The organism is Klebsiella indica (genome assembly GCF_005860775.1).
In the GTDB taxonomy this organism is placed as follows: Bacteria; Pseudomonadota; Gammaproteobacteria; order Enterobacterales; family Enterobacteriaceae; genus Klebsiella; species Klebsiella indica.
On the sequence record NZ_VCHQ01000010.1, the window covers coordinates 79,515 to 101,951 of the forward strand.

17 protein-coding genes are annotated in these 22,437 nt (G+C 54.2%); 16 read left to right on the top strand and 1 reads right to left on the bottom strand.

The genetic code is table 11. The features are described 5' to 3' along the window. The first annotated feature begins 80 nt into the window (after nucleotides 1-80). From rpsA to FE839_RS08910, 9 genes are all read left to right on the top strand, one after another. The gene (gene rpsA, locus FE839_RS08870) at nucleotides 81-1,754 is read left to right on the top strand and encodes a 30S ribosomal protein S1 (RefSeq protein WP_138360469.1); all 1,674 of its coding nucleotides are present in this window, start codon (nucleotides 81-83) and stop codon (nucleotides 1,752-1,754) included. Between the two features lie 150 nt (nucleotides 1,755-1,904). Next, nucleotides 1,905-2,192, top strand: coding sequence for an integration host factor subunit beta (gene ihfB / locus FE839_RS08875; protein WP_002898165.1), 288 nt, complete (start codon nucleotides 1,905-1,907; stop codon nucleotides 2,190-2,192). A gap of 205 nt (nucleotides 2,193-2,397) precedes the next feature. Next, the gene (locus tag FE839_RS08880) at nucleotides 2,398-4,653 is read left to right on the top strand and encodes a ComEC family protein (protein ID WP_138360470.1); all 2,256 of its coding nucleotides are present in this window, start codon (nucleotides 2,398-2,400) and stop codon (nucleotides 4,651-4,653) included. Nucleotides 4,654-4,698: 45 nt separating this feature from the next. Then, entirely contained in the window at nucleotides 4,699-6,447 is a 1,749-nt protein-coding gene (gene msbA, locus FE839_RS08885; RefSeq protein ID WP_138360471.1) for a lipid A ABC transporter ATP-binding protein/permease MsbA, read from the top strand. Next, nucleotides 6,444-7,424: a tetraacyldisaccharide 4'-kinase gene (gene lpxK, locus FE839_RS08890; RefSeq protein WP_138360472.1), complete on the top strand. Its 981-nt coding sequence runs from the start codon at nucleotides 6,444-6,446 to the stop codon at nucleotides 7,422-7,424. Before msbA ends, lpxK begins: the two co-directional genes overlap by 4 nt. Nucleotides 7,425-7,466: 42 nt before the next feature. After that, entirely contained in the window at nucleotides 7,467-8,696 is a 1,230-nt protein-coding gene (locus FE839_RS08895; protein WP_138360473.1) for a winged helix-turn-helix domain-containing protein, read from the top strand. Nucleotides 8,697-8,748: 52 nt separating this feature from the next. Next, nucleotides 8,749-8,931, top strand: coding sequence for a protein YcaR (gene ycaR, locus FE839_RS08900; protein WP_138360474.1), 183 nt, complete (start codon nucleotides 8,749-8,751; stop codon nucleotides 8,929-8,931). After that, complete coding sequence (kdsB, locus tag FE839_RS08905) at nucleotides 8,928-9,674, top strand: 3-deoxy-manno-octulosonate cytidylyltransferase (protein WP_138360475.1); 747 nt, start codon at nucleotides 8,928-8,930, stop codon at nucleotides 9,672-9,674. Before ycaR ends, kdsB begins: the two co-directional genes overlap by 4 nt. Before the next feature lie 140 nt (nucleotides 9,675-9,814). Beyond that, a complete protein-coding gene (locus FE839_RS08910) occupies nucleotides 9,815-10,708 on the top strand; it encodes a YcbJ family phosphotransferase (protein WP_138360476.1) in 894 nt (297 codons plus the stop codon). On the opposite strand, the gene elyC is transcribed toward FE839_RS08910, so the two are convergent. After that, nucleotides 10,685-11,464: an envelope biogenesis factor ElyC gene (gene elyC, locus FE839_RS08915; protein WP_138360477.1), complete on the bottom strand. Its 780-nt coding sequence runs from the start codon at nucleotides 11,462-11,464 to the stop codon at nucleotides 10,685-10,687. The two genes, FE839_RS08910 and elyC, sit on opposite strands and share 24 nt — an antisense overlap. Before the next feature lie 121 nt (nucleotides 11,465-11,585). On the opposite strand from elyC, the gene cmoM reads away from it, so the two are divergent. From cmoM to FE839_RS08950, 7 genes are all read left to right on the top strand, one after another. Next, nucleotides 11,586-12,365, top strand: a complete 780-nt coding sequence (gene cmoM, locus FE839_RS08920; protein ID WP_138360478.1) for a tRNA uridine 5-oxyacetic acid(34) methyltransferase CmoM — start codon at nucleotides 11,586-11,588, stop codon at nucleotides 12,363-12,365. A 3-nt stretch (nucleotides 12,366-12,368) separates the two neighbouring features. Continuing rightward, on the top strand, nucleotides 12,369-13,691 hold the full coding sequence (gene mukF / locus FE839_RS08925) for a chromosome partition protein MukF (RefSeq protein ID WP_138360479.1): 1,323 nt from the start codon (nucleotides 12,369-12,371) through the stop codon (nucleotides 13,689-13,691). Continuing rightward, nucleotides 13,672-14,376: a chromosome partition protein MukE gene (gene mukE / locus FE839_RS08930; protein WP_138360480.1), complete on the top strand. Its 705-nt coding sequence runs from the start codon at nucleotides 13,672-13,674 to the stop codon at nucleotides 14,374-14,376. The genes mukF and mukE overlap by 20 nt, the downstream gene beginning before the upstream one ends. Beyond that, on the top strand, nucleotides 14,376-18,824 hold the full coding sequence (gene mukB, locus FE839_RS08935; RefSeq protein WP_138360481.1) for a chromosome partition protein MukB: 4,449 nt from the start codon (nucleotides 14,376-14,378) through the stop codon (nucleotides 18,822-18,824). The genes mukE and mukB overlap by 1 nt, the downstream gene beginning before the upstream one ends. Nucleotides 18,825-19,008: 184 nt before the next feature. Further along, entirely contained in the window at nucleotides 19,009-20,799 is a 1,791-nt protein-coding gene (ldtD, locus tag FE839_RS08940; RefSeq protein ID WP_138360482.1) for a L,D-transpeptidase, read from the top strand. A 394-nt stretch (nucleotides 20,800-21,193) separates the two neighbouring features. Further along, nucleotides 21,194-21,745 carry a peptidoglycan L,D-endopeptidase MepK gene (mepK, locus tag FE839_RS08945; RefSeq protein WP_138360483.1) on the top strand — a complete coding sequence of 184 codons (552 nt, stop codon included), beginning with the start codon at nucleotides 21,194-21,196 and terminating at the stop codon, nucleotides 21,743-21,745. Nucleotides 21,746-21,758: 13 nt separating this feature from the next. Beyond that, the gene (locus tag FE839_RS08950) at nucleotides 21,759-22,406 is read left to right on the top strand and encodes an MBL fold metallo-hydrolase (RefSeq protein WP_138360484.1); all 648 of its coding nucleotides are present in this window, start codon (nucleotides 21,759-21,761) and stop codon (nucleotides 22,404-22,406) included. Nucleotides 22,407-22,437: the final 31 nt, after the last annotated feature.

The window sequence follows — 22,437 nt, forward strand, 5'->3', positions numbered from 1 at the left end:
ATGGATTGACGGCGGGTATGTGAAACAACCCCATCCGGCACGGAGCCAGGTGGACGTTAATATTAACCTGAAGATTAAACATGACTGAATCTTTTGCTCAACTGTTTGAAGAATCCTTAAAAGAAATCGAAACCCGTCCGGGTTCCATCGTTCGTGGTGTTGTTGTTGCTATCGACAAAGACGTAGTGCTGGTTGACGCCGGTCTGAAATCTGAGTCCGCCATTCCGGCAGAGCAGTTCAAAAACGCCCAGGGCGAGCTGGAAATCCAGGTGGGTGACGAAGTTGACGTTGCTCTCGATGCAGTAGAAGACGGCTTCGGTGAAACCCTGCTGTCCCGTGAAAAAGCTAAACGTCACGAAGCCTGGATCACGCTGGAAAAAGCTTACGAAGATGCTGAAACTGTGGTCGGTGTTATCAACGGCAAAGTTAAAGGTGGCTTCACTGTTGAGCTGAATGGTATTCGTGCGTTCCTGCCAGGTTCTCTGGTAGACGTTCGTCCGGTGCGCGATACGTTGCACCTGGAAGGCAAAGAGCTTGAATTCAAAGTCATCAAGCTGGACCAGAAACGTAACAACGTTGTTGTTTCCCGTCGTGCCGTTATCGAATCGGAAAACAGCGCAGAGCGCGATCAGCTGCTGGAAAACCTGCAGGAAGGCATGGAAGTTAAAGGTATCGTTAAGAACCTCACTGACTACGGTGCATTCGTTGATCTGGGCGGCGTTGATGGCCTGTTGCACATCACTGATATGGCGTGGAAACGCGTTAAGCATCCGAGCGAAATCGTAAACGTTGGCGACGAAATCACTGTTAAAGTGCTGAAGTTCGATCGCGAACGTACTCGTGTATCTCTGGGCCTGAAACAGCTGGGCGAAGATCCGTGGGTCGCTATCGCTAAACGTTATCCGGAAGGGACCAAACTGACCGGTCGCGTGACCAACCTGACCGACTACGGCTGCTTCGTTGAAATCGAAGAAGGCGTTGAAGGCCTGGTTCACGTTTCCGAAATGGACTGGACCAACAAAAACATCCACCCGTCCAAAGTTGTTAACGTTGGCGATGTAGTGGAAGTTATGGTTCTGGATATCGACGAAGAACGTCGTCGTATCTCCCTCGGCCTGAAACAGTGCAAAAACAACCCGTGGCAGCAGTTCGCGGAAACCCACAACAAGGGCGACCGTGTTGAAGGTAAAATCAAGTCTATCACTGACTTCGGTATCTTCATCGGCCTGGACGGCGGCATCGATGGCCTGGTTCACCTGTCTGACATCTCCTGGAACGTTGCAGGCGAAGAAGCCGTTCGTGAATACAAAAAAGGCGACGAAATCGCAGCAGTTGTTCTGCAGGTTGACGCAGAGCGTGAGCGTATCTCTCTGGGCGTTAAACAGCTCGCAGAAGATCCGTTCAACAACTGGGTTGCGCTGAACAAGAAAGGTGCAATCGTTAACGGTAAAGTGACTGCAGTTGACGCTAAAGGCGCAACCGTAGAACTGGCTGATGGCGTTGAAGGCTACCTGCGCGCTTCTGAAGCTTCCCGTGACCGTGTTGAAGATGCCACTCTGGTTCTGAGCGTAGGCGACAACGTTGAAGCTAAATTCACTGGCGTTGATCGTAAAAACCGTGCAATCAGCCTGTCTGTTCGTGCTAAAGATGAAGCTGATGAGAAAGATGCAATCGCAACTGTTAACAAACAGGAAGATGCAAACTTCTCCAACAACGCAATGGCTGAAGCTTTCAAAGCAGCTAAAGGCGAGTAATCTGAGTCTTTCGGGTTACAACAACCTGAATTATGACGAGTTTACTTGACAGATTACGGGATTCGTCCTGTAATCAATGACAAAGGGCGGCTACGGCCGCCCTTGTTTAAGCTGTTAGCTAATTTTGCCTGAAAGGAAACCGGAGGAATAATGACCAAGTCAGAATTGATAGAAAGACTTGCCAGCCAGCAATCCCATATTCCTGCGAAAGCAGTGGAAGATGCTGTTAAAGAAATGCTGGAGCATATGGCCTCAACGCTGGCTCAGGGTGAGCGCATTGAAATCCGCGGTTTCGGCAGCTTCTCTTTGCACTATCGAGCACCCCGCACCGGGCGTAACCCAAAAACTGGCGACAAAGTTGAACTGGAAGGTAAATACGTTCCACATTTTAAGCCAGGCAAAGAATTACGCGACCGCGCCAATATTTATGAAGGGTAAGTTTCGCTGAGCAGCGACAACATACTTAGACGTTAAAAAAGCACCTGCGGGTGCTTTTTTTGTGCCTTTATGATTCACCTCGCAAAATGTCGTTCGCTTTTCGGTAACGGCGTCAATTCTCCGGATAACGCGATACAGATTATCTTCCTCCTGAGAGACGCGCGCCTCTATTTACAGTAACACTTCCGCTAACGGGGAGGTGTTAATGCGTTTACCACAACTTGCTGGCTGTGTGATTATCGGCATCCTGCCGCTACTCTGGATGCCTGCCTTACCGGAAAAATCTCTCATCTGGGGGATCTTTGTTCTTGCTTTACTTATTGCACAATATCGCTGTAAAGCGACGAAATATGCGGTGCTAATAACGCTATTTTGGCTCTGGGGAATTCTTAGCGCCCGACAGATCCTGTGGTCCACGGAGGCGTTAACCGGCGGAAACAGGCAGGTTGAAATTGAGCTGACTGCAACAGACGGGCAGACAACTCATCAGGGCAAGATTATACGGCTGGATGGACGGCGATTGTTTCCCGCGCCAGGAGTAAGCCTTTATGGCAACGCTTTACCGGAACCGCCCTGCGCAGGTCAGGTATGGGCAATGCGGCTACGCATGCGTCCGGTTCATGGGCAGCTTAACGACGGCGGGTTCGATAGCCAACGCTATGCACTGGCACAGCATCGGCCGTTAACCGGACGATTTCTCTCCGCTGAAGTACGCGACAAGCGCTGTAGTTTGCGGGCACGCTATCTTGCATCGTTAAAACGGCGGCTAACTGCGCTACCGTGGCAATCGGTAATGTTGGGCCTGGGTATGGGGGAACGTCTGGCCGTGCCCCGCGAGATTAACGCCCTGATGCAGGAAACCGGTACATCGCACCTGATGGCGATTTCCGGCTTACATATCGCATTAGGGGCTTCTCTGGGCTGGCTGCTGCTCAGAGGTGCACAATTCTTTTTTCCGTGCCGCTGGCTTGGCTGGCGAGCACCGTTACTGACCGGTCTGGCATGCGCTTTATTTTACGCCTGGTTAACCGGCATGCAGCCTCCCGCCCTGCGCACCAGCATCGCATTAGCCGTTGGCTGCGCGCTACGCCTGTCAGGAAAACGCTGGTCGCCATGGCAAATATGGGGCTGCTGTCTTGGCGCAATTCTGTTTGCCGATCCGCTGGCGGTTTTATCCGAGAGCCTTTGGCTATCGGCATTTGCTGTTGCCGCGCTTATCTTCTGGTATCAACTGGCGCCGATGCCGCATTGCGCAAGGCACTGGCTATTGCGCCAAAGTCTCGGATTAGGCCATTTGCAGGTCGGATTAATGTTTCTGCTTGCCCCTGTACAGATTATGCTCTTTCACGGCATCAGTTTGACTTCCGTGATTGCCAACCTTATTGCTGTACCCCTTGTGACCTTTGTCGTCGTGCCGCTGATTCTGGCGGCAATGCTATTACATCTTTGCGGGCCGTTGATCATTGAGATGGCGATATGGCATTTAGCCGACCATATTCTTGCCGCGCTATTCTGGTCATTACGCCAATTACCACCCGGTTGGCTGAGTCTGGATGCGCGTTGGCTGGGGATAAGCATACTGCCGTGGCTGGCGTTGATCGCATGGCGTTTTCAGGTCTGGCGTACATTGCCGGTACTCTGTTTGAGTTGTCTGGTCCTGTTAAGCCGGCCTTTCTGGCGCAGTATTCCGGCGGATGAATGGCGCGTTACAATGCTGGATGTGGGACAGGGGCTGGCTATGGTTATTGAACGGCAGGATGCGGCGCTGCTCTATGATACCGGGCTTGCCTGGCCGGGCGGCGACAGCGGCCAACAGATTATTCTTCCCTGGCTGCGCTGGCATCATTTGCAACTGGAGGGGATCGTTCTCAGCCACGAGCACCTCGATCACCGCGGTGGACTCAATTCTGTACTAAAAGCATGGCCCAATATCTGGGTGCGCAGCCCGTTAGGTTGGGAAGGCCATTTAGCGTGTCAGCGCGGTGAGAGCTGGCAGTGGCGAGGATTAACTATCCGCGTTATCTGGCCGCTGCCTGGTACGACAACCCAGGGAAATGATCGCTCCTGCGTGGTACGAATTGATGACGGTAAGCACAGTATTCTGCTGACCGGAGATATTGAAGCGCCTGCGGAGCAGGCAATGATGAGCCGCTACTGGCAACATCTTGCGTCTACACTCATTCAGGTTCCGCATCATGGCAGTAATACGTCGTCGGGAGCGGCCTTGTTGCGTCGCGTTGGCGGGAAGGCGGCGCTTGCTTCCGTTTCGCGCTATAACGCATGGCGTATGCCATCAGCGAAAGTGATTCAGCGTTACCAGAATCAAGGTTATCAATGGTTTGACACTGCGCATCAAGGGCAAATCACGGTCGTTTTTTCTTTAACCGACTGGCATATCTATAGCTTACGGGATCAAGTTTTACCGCGTTGGTATCATCAGTGGTTTGGCGGGAAGACGTAGAACGGGTAGAATATGCGGCTATTTCAACACAAGCTGGTTTATTGAATGCAGAACGATCAAGATCTTTCCACGTGGCAGACCTTCCGCCGACTCTGGCCGATTATAGCGCCGTTTAAGCTCGGGCTAATCGTTGCGGCGGTAGCGTTAGTGCTTAACGCGGCTAGTGATACCTTCATGCTATCGCTTCTTAAACCGTTATTGGATGATGGTTTTGGTAAAACAGAGCGCTCAGTGCTGATATGGATGCCGCTGGTGGTCATCGGGTTAATGGTTCTGCGCGGCATTACCAGCTACGTTTCGAGTTACTGTATCTCGTGGGTTTCCGGTAAAGTCGTGATGACGATGCGCCGCCGCTTATTTAGTCATATGATGGGAATGCCGGTCGCCTTCTTTGACAAACAGTCCACAGGTACGCTGTTATCACGTATTACCTATGACTCTGAGCAGGTTGCATCCTCCTCATCCAGCGCGCTGATCACCGTCGTGCGTGAAGGCGCATCGATTATTGGCCTGTTCGCGATGATGTTCTATTACAGTTGGCAACTGTCGGTGATTCTGATCGTCCTGGCGCCGATTGTCTCGATCGCTATTCGTGTGGTATCGAAGCGTTTTCGTAATATTAGCAAGAATATGCAGAATACTATGGGGCAGGTGACCACCAGCGCGGAGCAAATGCTGAAAGGGCATAAAGAAGTGCTGATGTTTGGCGGGCAGGCGGTCGAAACTAAACGTTTTGATAAGGTCAGCAACAAAATGCGCCTGCAGGGAATGAAAATGGTGTCAGCATCTTCAATCTCCGATCCGATTATTCAACTGATCGCCTCTTTGGCCCTGGCTTTTGTTCTCTATGCGGCGAGCTTCCCGAGCGTAATGGAGACGTTGACCGCCGGGACGATCACCGTTGTCTTCTCCTCGATGATTGCGCTGATGCGTCCGTTGAAATCGTTGACCAACGTTAACGCTCAGTTCCAGCGCGGGATGGCTGCTTGTCAGACGCTGTTCGCTATACTTGACTCTGAACAAGAGAAAGACGAAGGCACGCTGGTGATTGATCGTGCGAAGGGCAACCTCGAATTTAAAAACGTCACCTTCAAATACCCGGGGCGCGAAGTCGCTGCGCTGCGCAACATCGATCTGACTATCCCGGAAGGGAAAACCGTGGCGCTGGTTGGCCGTTCGGGCTCAGGTAAGTCGACTATCGCCAGCCTTATTACGCGTTTCTATGATGTTAATGACGGCCAGATTACGCTGGATGGCCACGATCTGCGGGAATACACGCTGAGCTCCCTGCGCGATCAGGTTGCGCTGGTGTCGCAAAACGTCCATCTTTTCAACGATACCGTGGCTAACAACATTGCTTATGCGCGCACTGAAGAGTACAGCCGTGAGCAGATTGAAGAAGCGGCGCGTATGGCTTATGCCATGGATTTTATCAATAAAATGGACCATGGACTTGATACCATCATCGGCGAAAACGGCGTGATGCTCTCCGGCGGTCAGCGCCAGCGTATTGCTATTGCGCGTGCGCTGCTGCGCAACAGCCCGATTCTGATTCTCGATGAAGCCACCTCGGCGCTGGATACCGAATCCGAGCGCGCCATTCAGGCTGCGCTGGACGAGCTGCAGAAAAACCGCACTTCGCTGGTGATTGCTCACCGCTTGTCGACGATTGAGCAGGCTGATGAAATCGTGGTTGTGGAGGACGGTCAGATCGTCGAACGCGGCAGCCATACCGATCTGCTTGAGCACAAGGGTGTTTATGCCCAACTGCATAAGATGCAATTTGGCGCATGATTGCTCGCATCTGGTCCGGTGAGTCGCCCTTATGGCGGTTGTTACTGCCGCTCTCCTGGCTATATGGCCTGGTGAGCGGGTTAATACGGCTTAGCTATAAACGAGGATGGCGAAAAGCCTGGCGAGCGCCGATACCGGTCGTGGTGGTGGGAAACCTCACCGCTGGCGGTAATGGCAAAACGCCGGTTGTTATCTGGTTAGTGGAACAACTCCGGCAGCGCGGTATTCGTGTCGGCGTGGTTTCACGCGGTTATGGCGGTAAAGCGGCGAGCTATCCACTATTGCTGAATGCGGATACCGATACTGCTGAAGCGGGTGATGAGCCGGTGCTGATTTATCAGCGTACCGGCGCGCCGGTGGCCGTCTCACCGTCTCGCAGCGATGCGGTCCAGGCCTTGCTTGCAGGCAACGATCTGCAGATCATCATTACTGATGATGGTCTGCAGCACTACAGGCTGGCGCGCGACAAAGAAATCGTAGTGATTGATGGCGTGCGCCGTTTTGGCAACGGCTGGTGGCTGCCTGCCGGGCCGATGCGTGAACGTGCCTCGCGTTTGCACAGCGTCGATGCGGTTATCGTTAATGGCGGTCTCCCGCGTTCTGGCGAAATTCCAATGCAGCTTCGTCCCGGACAGGCTGTGAATTTGCTGACTGCTGAACAACGGGATGTCGCCAGGTTGGAAAATGTGGTGGCAATGGCGGGGATCGGCCATCCCCCGCGTTTTTTCGCCACGCTCGAAAGCTGTGGCGTACAGCCGGTGAAAGCAGTGGCTTTAGCCGACCATCAGGCATTGCAGCCGCGCGACGTCGCCGCGCTGGCAACGTCGCAGCAAACGCTGCTGATGACCGAAAAAGATGCGGTAAAATGCCGGAAATTTGCTCAGGCAAACTGGTGGTATTTGCCTGTTGACGCCATAATGGCTGACGAACGCGCGCAGCGGTTGCTCACGGACTTAGTTACGCTGGCGCAACGCTAATTTTGTTATACCGCTGCACTGGCCCCTTAACGGAGAACCTGCATGTCGGTATTGTCCCTCTCGCTACAAGAAGCCCGCCATCTCCACCTTGCCGCTCAGGGGCTACTGAAAAAGCCCCGTCGCCGTGCGCGGCCCGAAGATATTCTGCGGATTATTCAGCAAATGTCTTTGCTGCAAATCGATACCATCAACGTTGTCGCCCGTAGTCCATACCTTGTACTTTTTAGCCGTCTGGGTCATTACCCGCAAGTCTGGCTGGATGAGTCATTACGCGCAGGTGAGTTAATGGAATACTGGGCCCATGAAGCCTGCTTTTTACCGCGAAGCGACTTTTCCCTTGTTCGCCACCGGATGCTGATGCCGGATAACATGGGATGGAAGTATCCCAAAGAGTGGATGATCGAGCATGCTGCAGGTATTCAGGAACTCCTGAACCATATTGCTGAAAATGGCCCGGTCCGCTCGGCAGATTTCGGGCACCCGCGTAAAGGCGCCAGCGGGTGGTGGGCGTGGAAACCGCACAAACGCCATCTTGAAGGCTTGTTTACCGCCGGTAAAGTGATGGTTATCGAACGTCGCAATTTTCAACGGGTTTACGATTTAACGCAGCGGGTAATGCCCCACTGGGATGATAAACGGGACGGACTTTCGCAGACGCAGGCTGAAGCGATAATGCTGCGCAACAGCGCCCGTAGTCTGGGGATTTTTCGTCCTCAATGGCTGGCGGATTATTATCGTTTGCGCCAGCCTTCCCTGACGACGCAACTGGCGAGCTGGCGGGAAGAGGGATTGGTGGTACCGGTGGATGTGGAAGCGTTGGGTGAAATGTGGCTTCATCGCGATGTGCTGTCACAGCTGGAGTCAGCGGCAGGCGGCAGGCTAACAGCCACTCATAGCGCCGTGCTGTCGCCGTTCGATCCGGTGGTATGGGATCGTAAACGGGCAGAACAGCTGTTCAATTTTAACTATCGCCTGGAGTGCTACACGCCGGCGTCAAAGCGTCAGTATGGCTATTTTGTTTTACCGTTGCTGCACCAGGGAAAACTGGTGGGTAAGATGGATAGCAAAGTGCATCGCAAAACGGGTGTGCTGGAGATTATCGCTTTGTGGCTGGAGAATGGCGTGAAGGTCACGTCGGGGCTGGAGAGGGGGCTAAAGCGGGCGATTGATGATTTTGCCCGCTGGCAGGACATGACACAGGTGGTCTGCAGACAGCGACCGGCGGATCTCTTTACCGGGCTACGACAGGGGTGGGAAATTGACGCCGCCTGAGCCAGGCTGTGATATGCTGCTGCGGAATCTATTCGGTCCATCTGGAGGAATCATGGATCATCGTTTACTTGAAATTATCGCCTGTCCGGTTTGTAACGGTAAGCTGTATTACAGCCAGGATAAGCAAGAGCTGATCTGCAAACTGGATAATCTGGCCTTCCCGCTGCGCGACGGCATTCCCGTGTTGCTGGAAACCGAAGCCCGTTCGCTTGCTGCAGAAGAGAGCCAGTCATGAGTTTTGTGGTTATCATTCCGGCGCGTTTTGCTTCTACCCGTCTGCCTGGCAAACCGCTGCAGGATATTAACGGCAAACCGATGATTGTCCATGTCCTGGAGCGGGCGCGTGAATCTGGCGCTGAGCGTATCATTGTGGCGACCGATCACCAGGATGTGGCCCGCGCGGTTAAAGCAGCCGGTGGTGAAGTCTGTATGACGCGTGAAGATCATCATTCCGGTACTGAACGCCTTGCTGAGGTTGTTGAGAAATTCGCCTTTAGCGACGATACCATTATCGTAAATATTCAGGGCGATGAGCCCATGATCCCGCCAGCGATAGTGCGTCAGGTTGCAGACAATCTGGCGAACAGCGACAGCGGTATGGCGACGTTAGCGGTGCCAATTCACGATGCTGAAGAAGCATTTAATCCGAATGCGGTAAAGGTGGTGATGGATGCCGCGGGTTACGCGCTCTATTTCTCCCGCGCGACGATTCCCTGGGATCGCGATCGTTTTGCCGGGTCCCGCGCAACCATCGGGGATTCGCTGTTGCGGCATATCGGTATCTACGGCTATCGCGCCGGTTTTATCCGCCGTTATGTCAGTTGGGCACCGAGCCCGCTAGAACAGATTGAAATGCTGGAGCAACTGCGCGTACTGTGGTACGGCGAAAAAATCCATGTCGCGGTGGCGGAAGTCGTTCCCGGCACCGGTGTCGATACGCCGGAAGATCTGCAGCGCGTACGCGCAGAGCTGCGTTAATTCTATTCTCCCCTCTATCAGGAGGGGATATCACTCAGCCCAATTTTCCCTATTTCCGTTGCAATTTTGATCTTACCCGATGACAACCTTGCGGTCGGCGCTCATTATGAAGCCGATAGTTTTCATAGGGGCAATCAAGAATGGAACAACTGCGTACCGAATTGAGCCACCTGTTGGGGGAAAAATTAAGTCGCGTGGAGTGCATTAGCGAGAAAAACTCCACGGCGCTATGGTCGCTGTATGATGCTCAGGGAAATCCTCTGCCGTTATTGGCGAAGAGTTTTACGACGCCTGGCGTCGCCCGTCAGCTGGCATGGAAAATATCGACCCTTGCGCGCAGTGGGACCGTACGTATGCCGGTGGTCTATGGAGTGATGACGCACGAAGAGCATCCGGGGCCTGATGTTTTGCTGATTGAACGACTACGCGGCGTTTCAGTTGAAGCGCCTGCCCGCACACCAGAACGCTGGGAACAACTGCAGGAACAGATTGTGGAGGCGCTGTTGGCATGGCATCGACAGGATAGCGGCGGCTGCGTAGGAAGGGTTGACAGCACTCAGGAAAATCTCTGGCCGCACTGGTATCGCCAGCGGGTAGAGATGCTCTGGAGCACGCTGAACCTGTACCAGGATACCGGCCTGACAATGCAGGATAAACGTATACTGTTCCGTACTCGTGAATGCCTGCCGCAGCTGTTTAAAGAGTTCAATGATAACTGTGTGCTGGTGCACGGCAGCTTCACGTTGCGCAGTATGCTGAAAGATCCGCGCAGCGATCAACTGCTGGCGATGGTTGGGCCGGGCATGATGCTTTGGGCGCCGCGGGAATATGAACTATTCCGTCTGGCCGATAGTGGCCAGGAGGAACAACTGCTGTGGCACTACCTGCGTCGGGCGCCGGTGGCGGAAGCGTTTCTCTGGCGGCGCTGGCTGTATCTGTTGTGGGATGAAGTGGAAAATCTGGTGAATACCGGGCGCTTTGACCGCACCCGGTTTGATCTGGCGGCAAAATCAATTTTGCCCTGGCTCGCCTGATGCGCCTTTTAACCATTGCCAGATGCGCCCTAACGTTTCATATCCCACCCGATCGCTATGCATCAGCCAAACGGGCGAAGGGATCGCCCGCTCCCATGGGTTAAGCGGGGACGTAATCGCCAGCTGGTTGGCAGGGGCGGGTAAAGGATTCAGCCCGACGTGATGAAAGAAAATCATTGCACGCGGCAGGTGCGAGGCGGAGGTTACCAGCAGAAAAGGTGCGCTGCCTATCGCCGCTTTTACCGCCGCGGCTTCCTCTTCGGTATCTTTGGGTTTATCCAGCGTGATGATTTCGCTGCGCGGTATTCCCAGACTCTCCGCCACTCTGGCCCCGGCTTCAGCGGTGCTGACCGGGTTCGTTTTTGCTGCTGCACCGGTAAAAATGAGTTTCGCACCCGGATTCTCGTACCACAGACGGATCCCTTCCGTCAGTCGCGCCAGACTGTTGTTGATAAGATTTGAACTGGGGGCCCAGTCTGGATTCCAGGTGTAGCCGCCGCCGAGCACCACGACGTACTGCACGCGCTCGGTTCCGCGCCAGGTCGGGTATTTATCTTCGATTGGTTTTAACAAACTGTCGGCGACCGGTTGCAGGCTCAGCAGCAGCAACAATAGCCAGCCGAGGCTGACGCAGAGCTTGCCGGTGCGCTGGAAACGACTAAACCACAGGAGCGCGATGCCGAATGCGATGAGCAGCAGCAGCAAGGGAAGCGGCAGCATCATACCGCCTAAAACCTTTTTCAGCGTAAAAAGCATGCCAGATGGTTCCTTTTTTAACCATATAACCAAAGATATGCCCCGATCTTACAACAGATCGCTTCATTCTCCGCGTGGGTATGACAAAATAGCGACTTTGTGTTGGCTTGCGGAGTCACCTGTGCAGGATCGTAATTTCGATGATATTGCTGAAAAATTTTCGCGCAATATATACGGCACCACCAAAGGCCAGCTGCGGCAGGCAATCCTCTGGCAGGATTTGCAACCATTGCTGAATCAGATGGGGCCGGGGCCTTTGCAGATTCTTGATGCGGGCGGCGGCCAGGGGCAGACGGCGATCAAAGTGGCGGAAATGGGCCATCATGTCACGTTATGCGATCTCTCTGGTGAAATGGTCACTCGCGCCCGGCAGGCGGCCGCTGATAAAGGTGTGATCGCTAACATGCATTTTGTACAATGCGCGGCTCAGGATATTGCGCGGCATTTGGAAAATCCGGTCGATCTGATACTGTTTCATGCGGTACTTGAGTGGGTGGCTGAGCCGCAGGCGGTGTTGCGTGCGCTGTGGTCGCGACTCCGCCCAGGCGGCGCGTTGTCGCTAATGTTCTACAATGCTAATGGCCTGTTGATGCACAATATGGTGGCCGGAAATTTCGACTATGTGCAAATTGGCATGCCGAAAAAGAAAAAACGCACGCTGTCGCCGGACTATCCGCGCGATCCGCAGCAGGTCTACCGCTGGCTGGAGGAGATTGGCTGGCATATTACCGGTAAGACCGGCGTGCGGGTGTTTCATGATTATCTGCGTGAAAAACACCAACAGCACGACAAGTATGCGGCGCTACTGGAGCTGGAAACGCGCTACTGTCGTCAGGAGCCGTATGTTAGCTTAGGCCGCTATATTCATGTCACCGCGCTTAAGCCGCAGATGCAAGGATAAACTATGAGTGAATTTTCCCAGACAGTCCCCGAACTGGTTGCCTGGGCCAGGAAAAATGATTTTTCTATTGCGCTGCCGGTCGACAGACTCTCTTTCCTGCTGGCAATTGCCACCCTGAACGGTGAGCGGATGGAAGGGGAAATGACCGAGGGAGAACTGGTGGATGCGTTCCGCCACGTCAGTGATGCGTTTGAGCAGACCAGCGAAACCATCAGCCAGCGCGCCAATAATGCGATTAACGATATGGTGCGCCAGCGTCTGCTGAACCGCTTTACCAGCGAAATCACCGAAGGGAATGCCATTTATCGCCTGACGCCGTTAGGGATCGGGATCACCGATTACTATATTCGCCAGCGCGAATTCTCCACGCTGCGCCTGTCGATGCAGCTATCAATCGTTGCCGGTGAGCTTAAACGCGCCGCCGACTCGGCGGAAGAGGGCGGCGATGAATTCCACTGGCATCGCAACGTTTTCGCTCCGCTGAAATACTCGGTGGCGGAAATCTTTGACAGTATCGACCTGACTCAACGGATCATGGATGAGCAGCAGCAACTGGTGAAAGATGATATTGCCCAGTTGTTGAACAAAGACTGGCGGGCGGCGATTTCCAGCTGTGAGCTGCTGTTGTCTGAAACGTCTGGTACCCTGCGTGAACTGCAGGATACGCTGGATGCCGCGGGCGATAAATTACAGGCGAACCTGCTGCGCATTCAGGACTCAACCATGGCGCGTGACGATCTGAATTTTATCGATCGTCTGGTGTTCGATCTGCAAAGTAAGCTGGACCGTATCGTTAGCTGGGGCCAGCAGGCGATTGACCTGTGGATCGGCTACGATCGCCATGTGCATAAATTTATCCGTACCGCCATTGATATGGATAAAAATCGCGTCTTCGCCCAGCGCCTGCGTCAGTCGGTGCAAACCTACTTTGACGCGCCATGGGCGCTAATCCATGCCAATGCCGATCGTCTGCTTGATATGCGCGATGAAGAGATGGCGCTGCACGATGAAGAGGTGACCGGGGAACTTCCTGCGGATCTGGAGTACGAAGAGTTTAACGAAATTCGCGAACAGCTTGCGGCGCTTATTGAAGGGCAACTGGCGGTTTACAAAGAGAAAGGAGTGCCGCTGGATCTCGGCCTGGTGGTTCGCGAATATCTGGCGCAGTATCCGCGTGCGCGCCACTTTGATGTTGCGCGAATTGTTGTCGACCAGGCGGTACGTCTGGGCGTAGCGCAAGCAGATTTCACCGGACTGCCGGCAAAATGGCAGCCGATTAATGATTACGGAGCCAAGGTACAGGCGCATGTCATCGACAAATATTGAACAAGTGATGCCGGTTAAACTGGCGCAAGCGTTGGCTAATCCGTTATTTCCGGCGCTGGATAGCGCCCTGCGCTCGGGCCGTCATATCGGCCTTGACGAGCTGGATAATCACGCATTTTTAATGGATTTTCAGGATTACCTGGAAGAGTTTTATGCTCGCTACAACGTTGAGCTGATTCGCGCGCCGGAGGGCTTTTTCTATCTGCGCCCGCGTTCGACCACGCTGATCCCACGCTCAGTGCTTTCAGAGCTGGATATGATGGTCGGCAAAATTCTTTGCTACCTCTACCTCAGCCCGGAGCGTCTGGCTAACGAAGGTATCTTCACTCAGCAGGAGCTTTACGACGAGCTGCTGACCCTGGCGGATGAAGCCAAATTGCTGAAGCTGGTTAACAACCGCTCCACCGGTTCCGATCTCGATCGGCAGAAGCTACAGGAGAAGATGCGCGCCTCGCTCAATCGCTTACGTCGTCTCGGCATGGTGTGGTTTATGGGCCACGACAGCAGCAAATTCCGCATAACTGAATCGGTCTTCCGCTTCGGCGCTGACGTTCGCGTCGGCGACGATCCGCGCGAAGCGCAGCTGCGGATGATCCGCGATGGTGAAGCCATGGCGCTGGAAAATCGCCTGCAGCTCAATGACGAGAATGAAGAGAATCAGCCGGATAGCGGGGAGGAAGAGTAATGATTGAACGCGGAAAATTTCGCTCGCTGACGCTGGTTAACTGGAACGGTTTTTTTGCCCGTACCTTTGATCTTGATGAATTAGTGACCACGCTTTCCGGCGGTAACGGTGCCGGTAAATCCACCACGATGGCGGCTTTCGTCACCGCGCTGATCCCGGATCTGACGCTGCTGCACTTCCGCAATACCACGGAAGCCGGTGCGACCAGCGGTTCGCGCGATAAAGGCCTGCACGGTAAGCTGCGTGCCGGGGTCTGTTATTCGGTGCTGGACGTTATTAATTCTCGCCACCAGCGCGTGGTGGTTGGGGTGCGTCTGCAGCAGGTCGCCGGTCGCGATCGCAAGGTCGATATCAAGCCTTTTGCTATTCAGGGTCTGCCCACCGCCATTCAGCCAACTCAGTTGCTGACCGAAACCCTTAACGAACGTCAGGCGCGGGTGGTGACGCTCAACGAGCTGAAAGAGAAGCTCGAAGCGATGGAAGGGGTGCAGTTCAAACAGTTTAACTCCATTACCGAGTATCACTCGCTGATGTTCGATCTTGGCGTGGTGGCCCGCCGTCTGCGCTCAGCCTCGGACCGTAGCAAATACTATCGCCTGATTGAAGCTTCTCTGTACGGCGGGATTTCGAGCACCATTACCCGCTCGTTGCGCGACTACCTGCTGCCGGAAAACAGCGGCGTGCGCAAAGCGTTCCAGGATATGGAAGCGGCGCTGCGTGAAAACCGCATGACGCTGGAAGCCATCCGCGTCACGCAGTCTGACCGCGATCTGTTCAAACATCTGATCAGCGAAGCCACCAACTATGTCGCGGCTGATTATATGCGTCACGCCAATGAGCGACGCATTCATCTCGACAAAGCGCTGGAATATCGTCGCGAGCTGTTTACCTCCCGGTCACAGCTTGCCGCTGAACAGTACAAGCACGTTGATATGGCGCGCGAGTTACAGGAGCATAACGGTGCGGAAGGCGATCTGGAAGCCGATTATCAGGCTGCCAGTGACCATCTGAACCTGGTGCAGACCGCGCTGCGTCAGCAGGAAAAAATCGAGCGCTATGAGGCGGATCTTGACGAACTGCAAATTCGTCTCGAAGAGCAAAATGAAGTCGTTGCCGAAGCGGCGGATCGTCAGGAAGAGAACGAAGCCCGCGCCGAGGCCGCCGAGCTGGAAGTGGATGAGCTGAAAAACCAGCTTGCCGACTATCAGCAGGCGCTGGATGTGCAGCAGACCCGTGCGATTCAGTACAATCAGGCGCTACAGGCGCTGGAACGGGCAAAAGCCCTGTGTCACCTGCCGGATTTAACTCCGGAGAGCGCCGACCAGTGGCTGGAAACCTTCCAGGCGAAAGAGCAGGAAGCGACGGAGAAAATGCTGTCGCTGGAACAGAAAATAAGCGTGGCGCAGACCGCGCACAGTCAGTTTGAACAGGCGTACCAACTGGTGGCGGAGATCAACGGTCCGTTGGCGCGTAATGAAGCCTGGGACGTGGCGCGCGAACTGCTGCGCGAGGGCGTCAATCAACGGCATCAGGCAGAACAAGCTTCCGGGCTGCGCAGCCGTCTGACGGAACTGGAACAGCGCCTGCGTGAACAGCAGGATGCCGAGCGCCAGCTGAATGAGTTTTGTAAGCGCCAGGGCAAACGCTACGATATTGACGAACTGGAAGCCCTGCACCAGGAGCTGGAAGCCCGCATAGCCTCGCTCTCCGACAGCGTTTCCACCGCCAGCGAACGGCGGATGGCCCTGCGTCAGGAACTGGAACAACTGCAATCGCGCACGCAAACCCTGATGCGTCGCGCGCCCATTTGGCTGGCGGCGCAGAACAGCCTCAATCAGCTGTGCGAGCAGAGCGGCGAGCAGTTTGAATCAAGCCAGGACGTCACCGAATATCTTCAGCAACTGCTGGAGCGCGAACGGGAGGCCATCGTCGAGCGTGACGACGTGGGCGCCCGCAAGCGTGCTATCGATGAAGAAATTGAGCGCCTCAGCCAGCCGGGCGGTTCGGAAGATCCGCGTCTGAATGCCCTTGCGGAACGTTTCGGCGGCGTGCTGCTGTCAGAAATCTATGACGACGTTAGCCTCGATGATGCTCCGTACTTCTCCGCGTTATATGGCCCGTCGCGCCACGCGATAGTCGTGCCGGATCTGTCACTCATCGCTGAACAACTGGAAGGGCTGGAAGATTGTCCTGAAGATCTCTATTTGATCGAAGGGGATCCGCAGTCATTTGATGACAGCGTATTCAGTGTCGATGAGCTGGAAAAAGCGGTTGTCGTTAAAATTGCCGATCGTCAGTGGCGCTATTCACGTTTTCCGACGCTGCCGCTGTTTGGCCGCGCCGCTCGCGAAAGCCGCGTTGAAATGCTGCACGCCGAGCGCGAAAGCCTCTCTGAGCGTTTTGCGACGCTGTCGTTTGATGTGCAAAAAACGCAGCGCCTGCATCAGGCTTTCAGCCGTTTTATCGGCAATCATCTGGCGGTAGCCTTTGAGGACGACCCGGAAGAAGAAATTCGCAAACTCAATACCCGTCGCGGCGAGCTGGAGCGGGCGCTGAGCGCGCACGAGAGCGATAATCAGCAGAACCGCGTGCAGTACGAGCAGGCAAAAGAGGGCGTTTCCGCTTTGAACCGCCTGCTGCCGCGTCTGAATCTGCTGGCTGATGACTCGCTGGCCGATCGCGTTGATGAAATTCAGGCGCGCCTTGATGAAGCGCAGGAAGCCGCGCGTTTCGTGCAGCAGCATGGCAATCAACTGGCGAAGCTGGAGCCGATGGTTTCTGTTCTCCAGAGCGATCCGGAACAGTTTGAACAACTGAAAGAAGATTATGCGTATTCGCAGCAGACCCAGCGCGATGCGCGCCAACAGGCGTTTGCGCTGAGTGAAGTGGTGCAGCGCCGGGCTCATTTTAGCTATTCTGACTCTGCAGAGATGCTAAGCGGTAATAGCGATCTCAACGAGAAACTGCGCCAGCGTCTGGAGCAGGCGGAAGCGGAACGCGCCCGCGCCCGTGAAGCGCTGCGTACTCACGCTACGCAGCTCAACCAGTACAATCAGGTGCTGGCGTCGCTGAAAAGCTCGTATGACACCAAAAAAGAACTGCTCAATGATCTGCATAAGGAGCTTCAGGATATCGGCGTACGCGCTGACGCCGGTGCCGAAGAGCGCGCCCGTCTGCGCCGCGATGAGCTCCACGCGCAGCTCAGCAACAACCGTGCGCGGCGTAATCAGTTAGAAAAAGCGCTAACCTTCTGCGAAGCGGAAATGGACAACCTGACCCGCAAGCTGCGTAAGCTGGATCGCGATTATTGTGAGATGCGCGAACAGGTGGTTAGCGCCAAAGCGGGCTGGTGTGCGGTGATGCGGCTGGTGAAAGACAACGGTGTGGAGCGTCGTCTGCACCGTCGCGAGCTGGCTTACCTCTCCGCTGATGAACTGCGTTCAATGTCGGATAAGGCGCTCGGCGCGCTGCGTCTGGCGGTGGCCGATAACGAACATTTGCGCGATGTGCTGCGTATTTCTGAAGATCCGAAGCGCCCGGAACGCAAAATTCAGTTCTTTGTCGCTGTTTATCAGCATCTGCGCGAACGTATTCGTCAGGATATCATCCGTACCGACGATCCGGTGGAAGCGATTGAGCAGATGGAGATCGAACTCAGCCGCCTGACGGAAGAGCTGACCAACCGCGAGCAGAAGCTGGCCATCAGCTCCCGTAGCGTGGCCAACATCATTCGTAAGACCATCCAGCGCGAGCAGAACCGTATTCGTATGCTCAACCAGGGGCTACAGAGCGTTTCCTTCGGTCAGGTCAACAGCGTGCGTCTGAACGTCAACGTGCGGGAAACTCACGCGATGCTGCTGGGCGTGCTGTCAGAACAACATGAACAGCATCAGGATCTGTTCAACAGCAACCGTCTGACCTTCTCGGAAGCGCTGGCGAAACTTTATCAGCGCCTGAATCCGCAGATTGATATGGGGCAGCGTACGCCGCAAACCATTGGCGAAGAGCTGCTGGATTACCGCAACTATCTGGAAATGGAAGTGGAAGTTAACCGTGGCTCAGACGGCTGGCTGCGCGCGGAATCCGGAGCGCTTTCTACCGGCGAGGCTATCGGTACCGGGATGTCGATTCTGGTGATGGTGGTGCAGAGCTGGGAAGATGAATCCCTGCGCCTGCGCGGTAAGGATATCTCTCCTTGCCGTCTGCTGTTTCTTGATGAGGCGGCGCGTCTGGATGCCCGCTCTATCGCCACGCTATTTGAGTTGTGCGATCGTCTGGAGATGCAGTTAATTATCGCGGCGCCGGAAAACATCAGCCCGGAAAAAGGCACCACCTATAAACTGGTGCGTAAGGTGGTGAATAATCACGAGCATGTGCATGTGGTGGGGCTGCGCGGCTTTGCACCACAGCTGCCCGAAACGCTGCCGGGAACGGCAAACGCTTCATAAGGTTATTCAATGACCAGACACAAGGGCGGCGCGATGTCGCCCTTTTTGTTAGCGGTAACGCGATTTTAGGATTGTATAATCTTTTAACTTCTTTACATTTGGGAAGGCAAACGCGTTTTCATCTTCATATACTGAATTTAAGCTCCATTTTTGTGGGCAGCAATGTGTTAACAGGGGGCAAGGGATGTTGCTAAAGAAACGGTATGGTCGTCAATTATCAGTGCTCAGCCTGAGCCTGGTTTTTGCATTTGCTCCACTGTTTAAGGTCCAGGCCGAAGAGCCTGAAGTTGTACCAGCAGATAGCTCCGCGGCGATTGGCGAGATATCGTCCGCGCTGAGTCAGAGCGCCAGTCAGTCGGCGGCGGTCGAGAAGATGGCTGGCGAGCAGACGCTTCCTGCTGATGCGGCGGCAAAAAGCCGCGCCGAGATTCAGGTGCTGCTGCCATCCGGGTATCAACCCGTATTTATCAATCCGCTGGTCTCGCTGTATGCAGCGAGAGGCATGAAGCCGATGTGGGATAATCGTGAGGCGGTACAGGCGTTTCAACAGCAGCTGGCTGAAGTCGCTATCGCCGGATTTCAGCCGCAGTTTACCACCTGGGTCGAGTTATTGACCGATCCTTCGGTGAACGGCATGGCGCGTGATATTGTGCTATCAGACGCCATGATGGGCTATCTGTATTTTATTAGCGGCATTCCAACTCAGGGCAACCGTTGGCTGTATGGTACAAAACCCTACGTGATGTCGACGCCGCCGCTGTCGGTCATTAACCAGTGGCAACTGGCGCTGGATAACGGTTCGTTGCCGCAGTTTATTGCCGGTCTGGCGCCGCAGCATCCGCAATACGCCGCTATGCACCAGGCGCTACTGGCGCTGGTTGCTGATTCCCGCCCATGGCCGCAGCTGATCAGCAAGAGAGCGTTACGTCCCGGTGAATGGAGCAATGATGTCGGTGCGCTGCGTGAAATTTTACAGCGCACCGGTATGCTGGATGATGCCGCCAAAATTGTTTTGCCCGGCGAGGCGGTCAGTTCATCTGCCGGGAAAAAGAGGCAGAATAACGATCGTGGCGTGTACGATCGTCAGTTAGTTGCAGGCGTTAAGCGTTTTCAGGCGTGGCAGGGATTGGGTGTCGATGGCGTGATTGGCCAGTCTACTCGCGACTGGCTTAACGTTTCGCCCGCGCAGCGCGCCGGGGTGCTGGCGCTGAACATTCAGCGTTTGCGCCTGCTGCCGGGTAATCTTTCAACCGTCATTATGGTGAACATTCCTGCTTTCTCGCTGGTTTATTACCAGAATGGCAGTCAGGTGCTGGCATCGCGGGTTATTGTTGGCCGTCCGGATCGCAAAACGCCGATGATGAGTAGTGCGCTGAATAATGTGGTGGTTAACCCACCGTGGAATGTACCTCCAACGCTGGCGCGCAAAGATATCCTGCCAAAGGTACGCAATAACCCTGGCTATCTTGAACAGCACGGTTATACGGTGTTGCGTGGCTGGAATAGTAAAGAGGCGATCGACCCCTGGCAGGTTGACTGGGAGACGATAACGGCGTCGAATTTGCCGTTCCGCTTCCAGCAGGCGCCTGGCGCGCACAACTCTCTGGGGCGATATAAATTCAATATGCCAAGTTCGGACGCGATTTATCTACATGATACGCCGAACCATAACCTGTTCCAGAAAGATGTACGGGCGTTAAGCTCAGGATGTGTGCGTGTAAATAAAGCCTCGGAGCTGGCGAATATGCTTTTGCAGGATGCGGGCTGGAACGATGCACGAATTTCAGATGCGCTCAAACAGGGGAATACGCGCTACGTTAATATTCGTCAGAACATTCCGGTTAATCTCTATTATTTGACCGCATTTGTCGGCGCGGACGGGCGTACACAATATCGAACAGATATTTACAATTACGATCTCACCGCGCGATCCAGCGCACAAATCCTGGCAAAAGCCGAACAATTAATCAGATAAATGAAGTAGTTCAACGAATTCGGTTGTCTTATTCCTGTGTGAAAACGGGCCTTATTGTCTGTAAGGCCCGTGTTTACTGGGGAGAGGCTGCCTTGACGTTGGCAATAATGCCCGGTAAGGTGCTTTTCGTGCGCCAGAAGTGCATATATAGCCAAAATAATTCGCGTTGCAGGTGTTCCGGTAAGATATTCGGGTGAATGCGTGTAGTTAACGTATCAGCAACGTGATCTATGACGGCTATATATATCATTCCGCAAACTGCTGCGGCGGTATGCAGAACATGTTCTGTGGTTGAGATTTATTAGCCACCAACGGAACCATTGTCTGCCTGCGGCTAACGGGGGAGTTAGCGGAAAAATATATTACGATTCATTTACCTGTAGACCTGATTATCATGGACAAATTTGACGCTAATCGCCGCAAACTGCTGGCGTTAGGTGGTGCTGCCCTCGGTGCTGCTGCCATTCTGCCTGCGCCGGCATTTGCCACCCTCTCGACCTCCCGACCGCGTATTTTGACGCTGAATAACCTGCATACTGGTGAATCACTCAAGGCAGAGTTTTTCGATGGCAGAGGCTATATTCAGGATGAATTAGCAAGACTTAACCACTTTTTCCGCGATTATCGCGCGAATAAGATTAAATCTATCGATCCTGGTTTGTTCGATCAGCTCTATCGCTTGCAGGGATTACTTGGCACCAATAAACCTGTCCAGCTTATTTCTGGTTATCGTTCTGTTGATACCAATAATGAGCTTCGCGCACGGAGTCGCGGTGTGGCAAAACATAGCTACCACACTAAGGGCCAGGCCATGGATTTCCATATTGAAGGTATTTCGTTAAGCAATGTTCGCAAAGCGGCGTTATCTATGCGCGCTGGTGGTGTAGGATACTATCCACGTAGCAACTTTGTGCATATTGATACCGGTCCAGTACGGCACTGGTAACGAAAGGAGCATCATGAACTATCGTATTATTCCGGTTACCGCGTTCGCGCAGAATTGTTCCTTAATCTGGTGTGAACAAACCCGGCTGGCGGCGCTGGTCGATCCCGGTGGTGACGCTGAACGGATCAAACAAGCGGTTACCGCAGCGGGCGTTTGCCTGACGCAGATCCTGCTTACGCACGGTCATCTTGATCATGTTGGCGCTGCGGCTGAGCTGGCGCAACACTATGCTGTGCCGATTATCGGTCCGGAAAAAGAAGATGAGTTCTGGCTGGAAGGATTGCCCGCGCAAAGCCGGATGTTTGGTCTGGAAGATTGTCCACCGTTGCAGCCGGATCGCTGGCTGAATGAAGGCGATGTGGTTAGCGTGGGCAATGTGTCTCTACAGGTGCTGCACTGTCCCGGCCATACGCCTGGACATGTCGTCTTCTTTGATGAGACTTCCCGTCTGCTGATTTCTGGCGATGTGATTTTTAAAGGCGGAGTAGGGCGCAGCGACTTCCCGCGCGGCAATCATGGCCAACTGATAGAGGCTATAAAGCGTAAATTATTGCCGCTGGGCGATGATGTGTCGTTTATCCCCGGTCATGGCCCCGAGTCAACTCTCGGTTATGAGCGTCTGCACAACCCTTTCCTGCAGGATGAAATGCCGGTCTGGTAATAATTGATATGGGCCACAGAATGCCAAAGGG

Excerpts from the sequence above, each read along its gene's own strand:
- ihfB (WP_002898165.1), top strand. The coding sequence starts at position 1,905 with ATGACCAAGTCAGAATTGATAGAAAGACTTGCCAGCCAGCAATCCCAT.
- mukE (WP_138360480.1), top strand. The coding sequence starts at position 13,672 with ATGTCATCGACAAATATTGAACAAGTGATGCCGGTTAAACTGGCGCAA.
- mepK (WP_138360483.1), top strand. The coding sequence starts at position 21,194 with ATGGACAAATTTGACGCTAATCGCCGCAAACTGCTGGCGTTAGGTGGT.
- kdsB (WP_138360475.1), top strand. The coding sequence starts at position 8,928 with ATGAGTTTTGTGGTTATCATTCCGGCGCGTTTTGCTTCTACCCGTCTG.
- elyC (WP_138360477.1), bottom strand. The coding sequence starts at position 11,464 with ATGCTTTTTACGCTGAAAAAGGTTTTAGGCGGTATGATGCTGCCGCTT.
- FE839_RS08880 (WP_138360470.1), top strand. The coding sequence starts at position 2,398 with ATGCGTTTACCACAACTTGCTGGCTGTGTGATTATCGGCATCCTGCCG.
- msbA (WP_138360471.1), top strand. The coding sequence starts at position 4,699 with ATGCAGAACGATCAAGATCTTTCCACGTGGCAGACCTTCCGCCGACTC.
- mukF (WP_138360479.1), top strand. The coding sequence starts at position 12,369 with ATGAGTGAATTTTCCCAGACAGTCCCCGAACTGGTTGCCTGGGCCAGG.
- mukB (WP_138360481.1), top strand. The coding sequence starts at position 14,376 with ATGATTGAACGCGGAAAATTTCGCTCGCTGACGCTGGTTAACTGGAAC.
- ldtD (WP_138360482.1), top strand. The coding sequence starts at position 19,009 with ATGTTGCTAAAGAAACGGTATGGTCGTCAATTATCAGTGCTCAGCCTG.
- FE839_RS08895 (WP_138360473.1), top strand. The coding sequence starts at position 7,467 with ATGTCGGTATTGTCCCTCTCGCTACAAGAAGCCCGCCATCTCCACCTT.
- rpsA (WP_138360469.1), top strand. The coding sequence starts at position 81 with ATGACTGAATCTTTTGCTCAACTGTTTGAAGAATCCTTAAAAGAAATC.
- FE839_RS08910 (WP_138360476.1), top strand. The coding sequence starts at position 9,815 with ATGGAACAACTGCGTACCGAATTGAGCCACCTGTTGGGGGAAAAATTA.
- lpxK (WP_138360472.1), top strand. The coding sequence starts at position 6,444 with ATGATTGCTCGCATCTGGTCCGGTGAGTCGCCCTTATGGCGGTTGTTA.
- ycaR (WP_138360474.1), top strand. The coding sequence starts at position 8,749 with ATGGATCATCGTTTACTTGAAATTATCGCCTGTCCGGTTTGTAACGGT.
- FE839_RS08950 (WP_138360484.1), top strand. The coding sequence starts at position 21,759 with ATGAACTATCGTATTATTCCGGTTACCGCGTTCGCGCAGAATTGTTCC.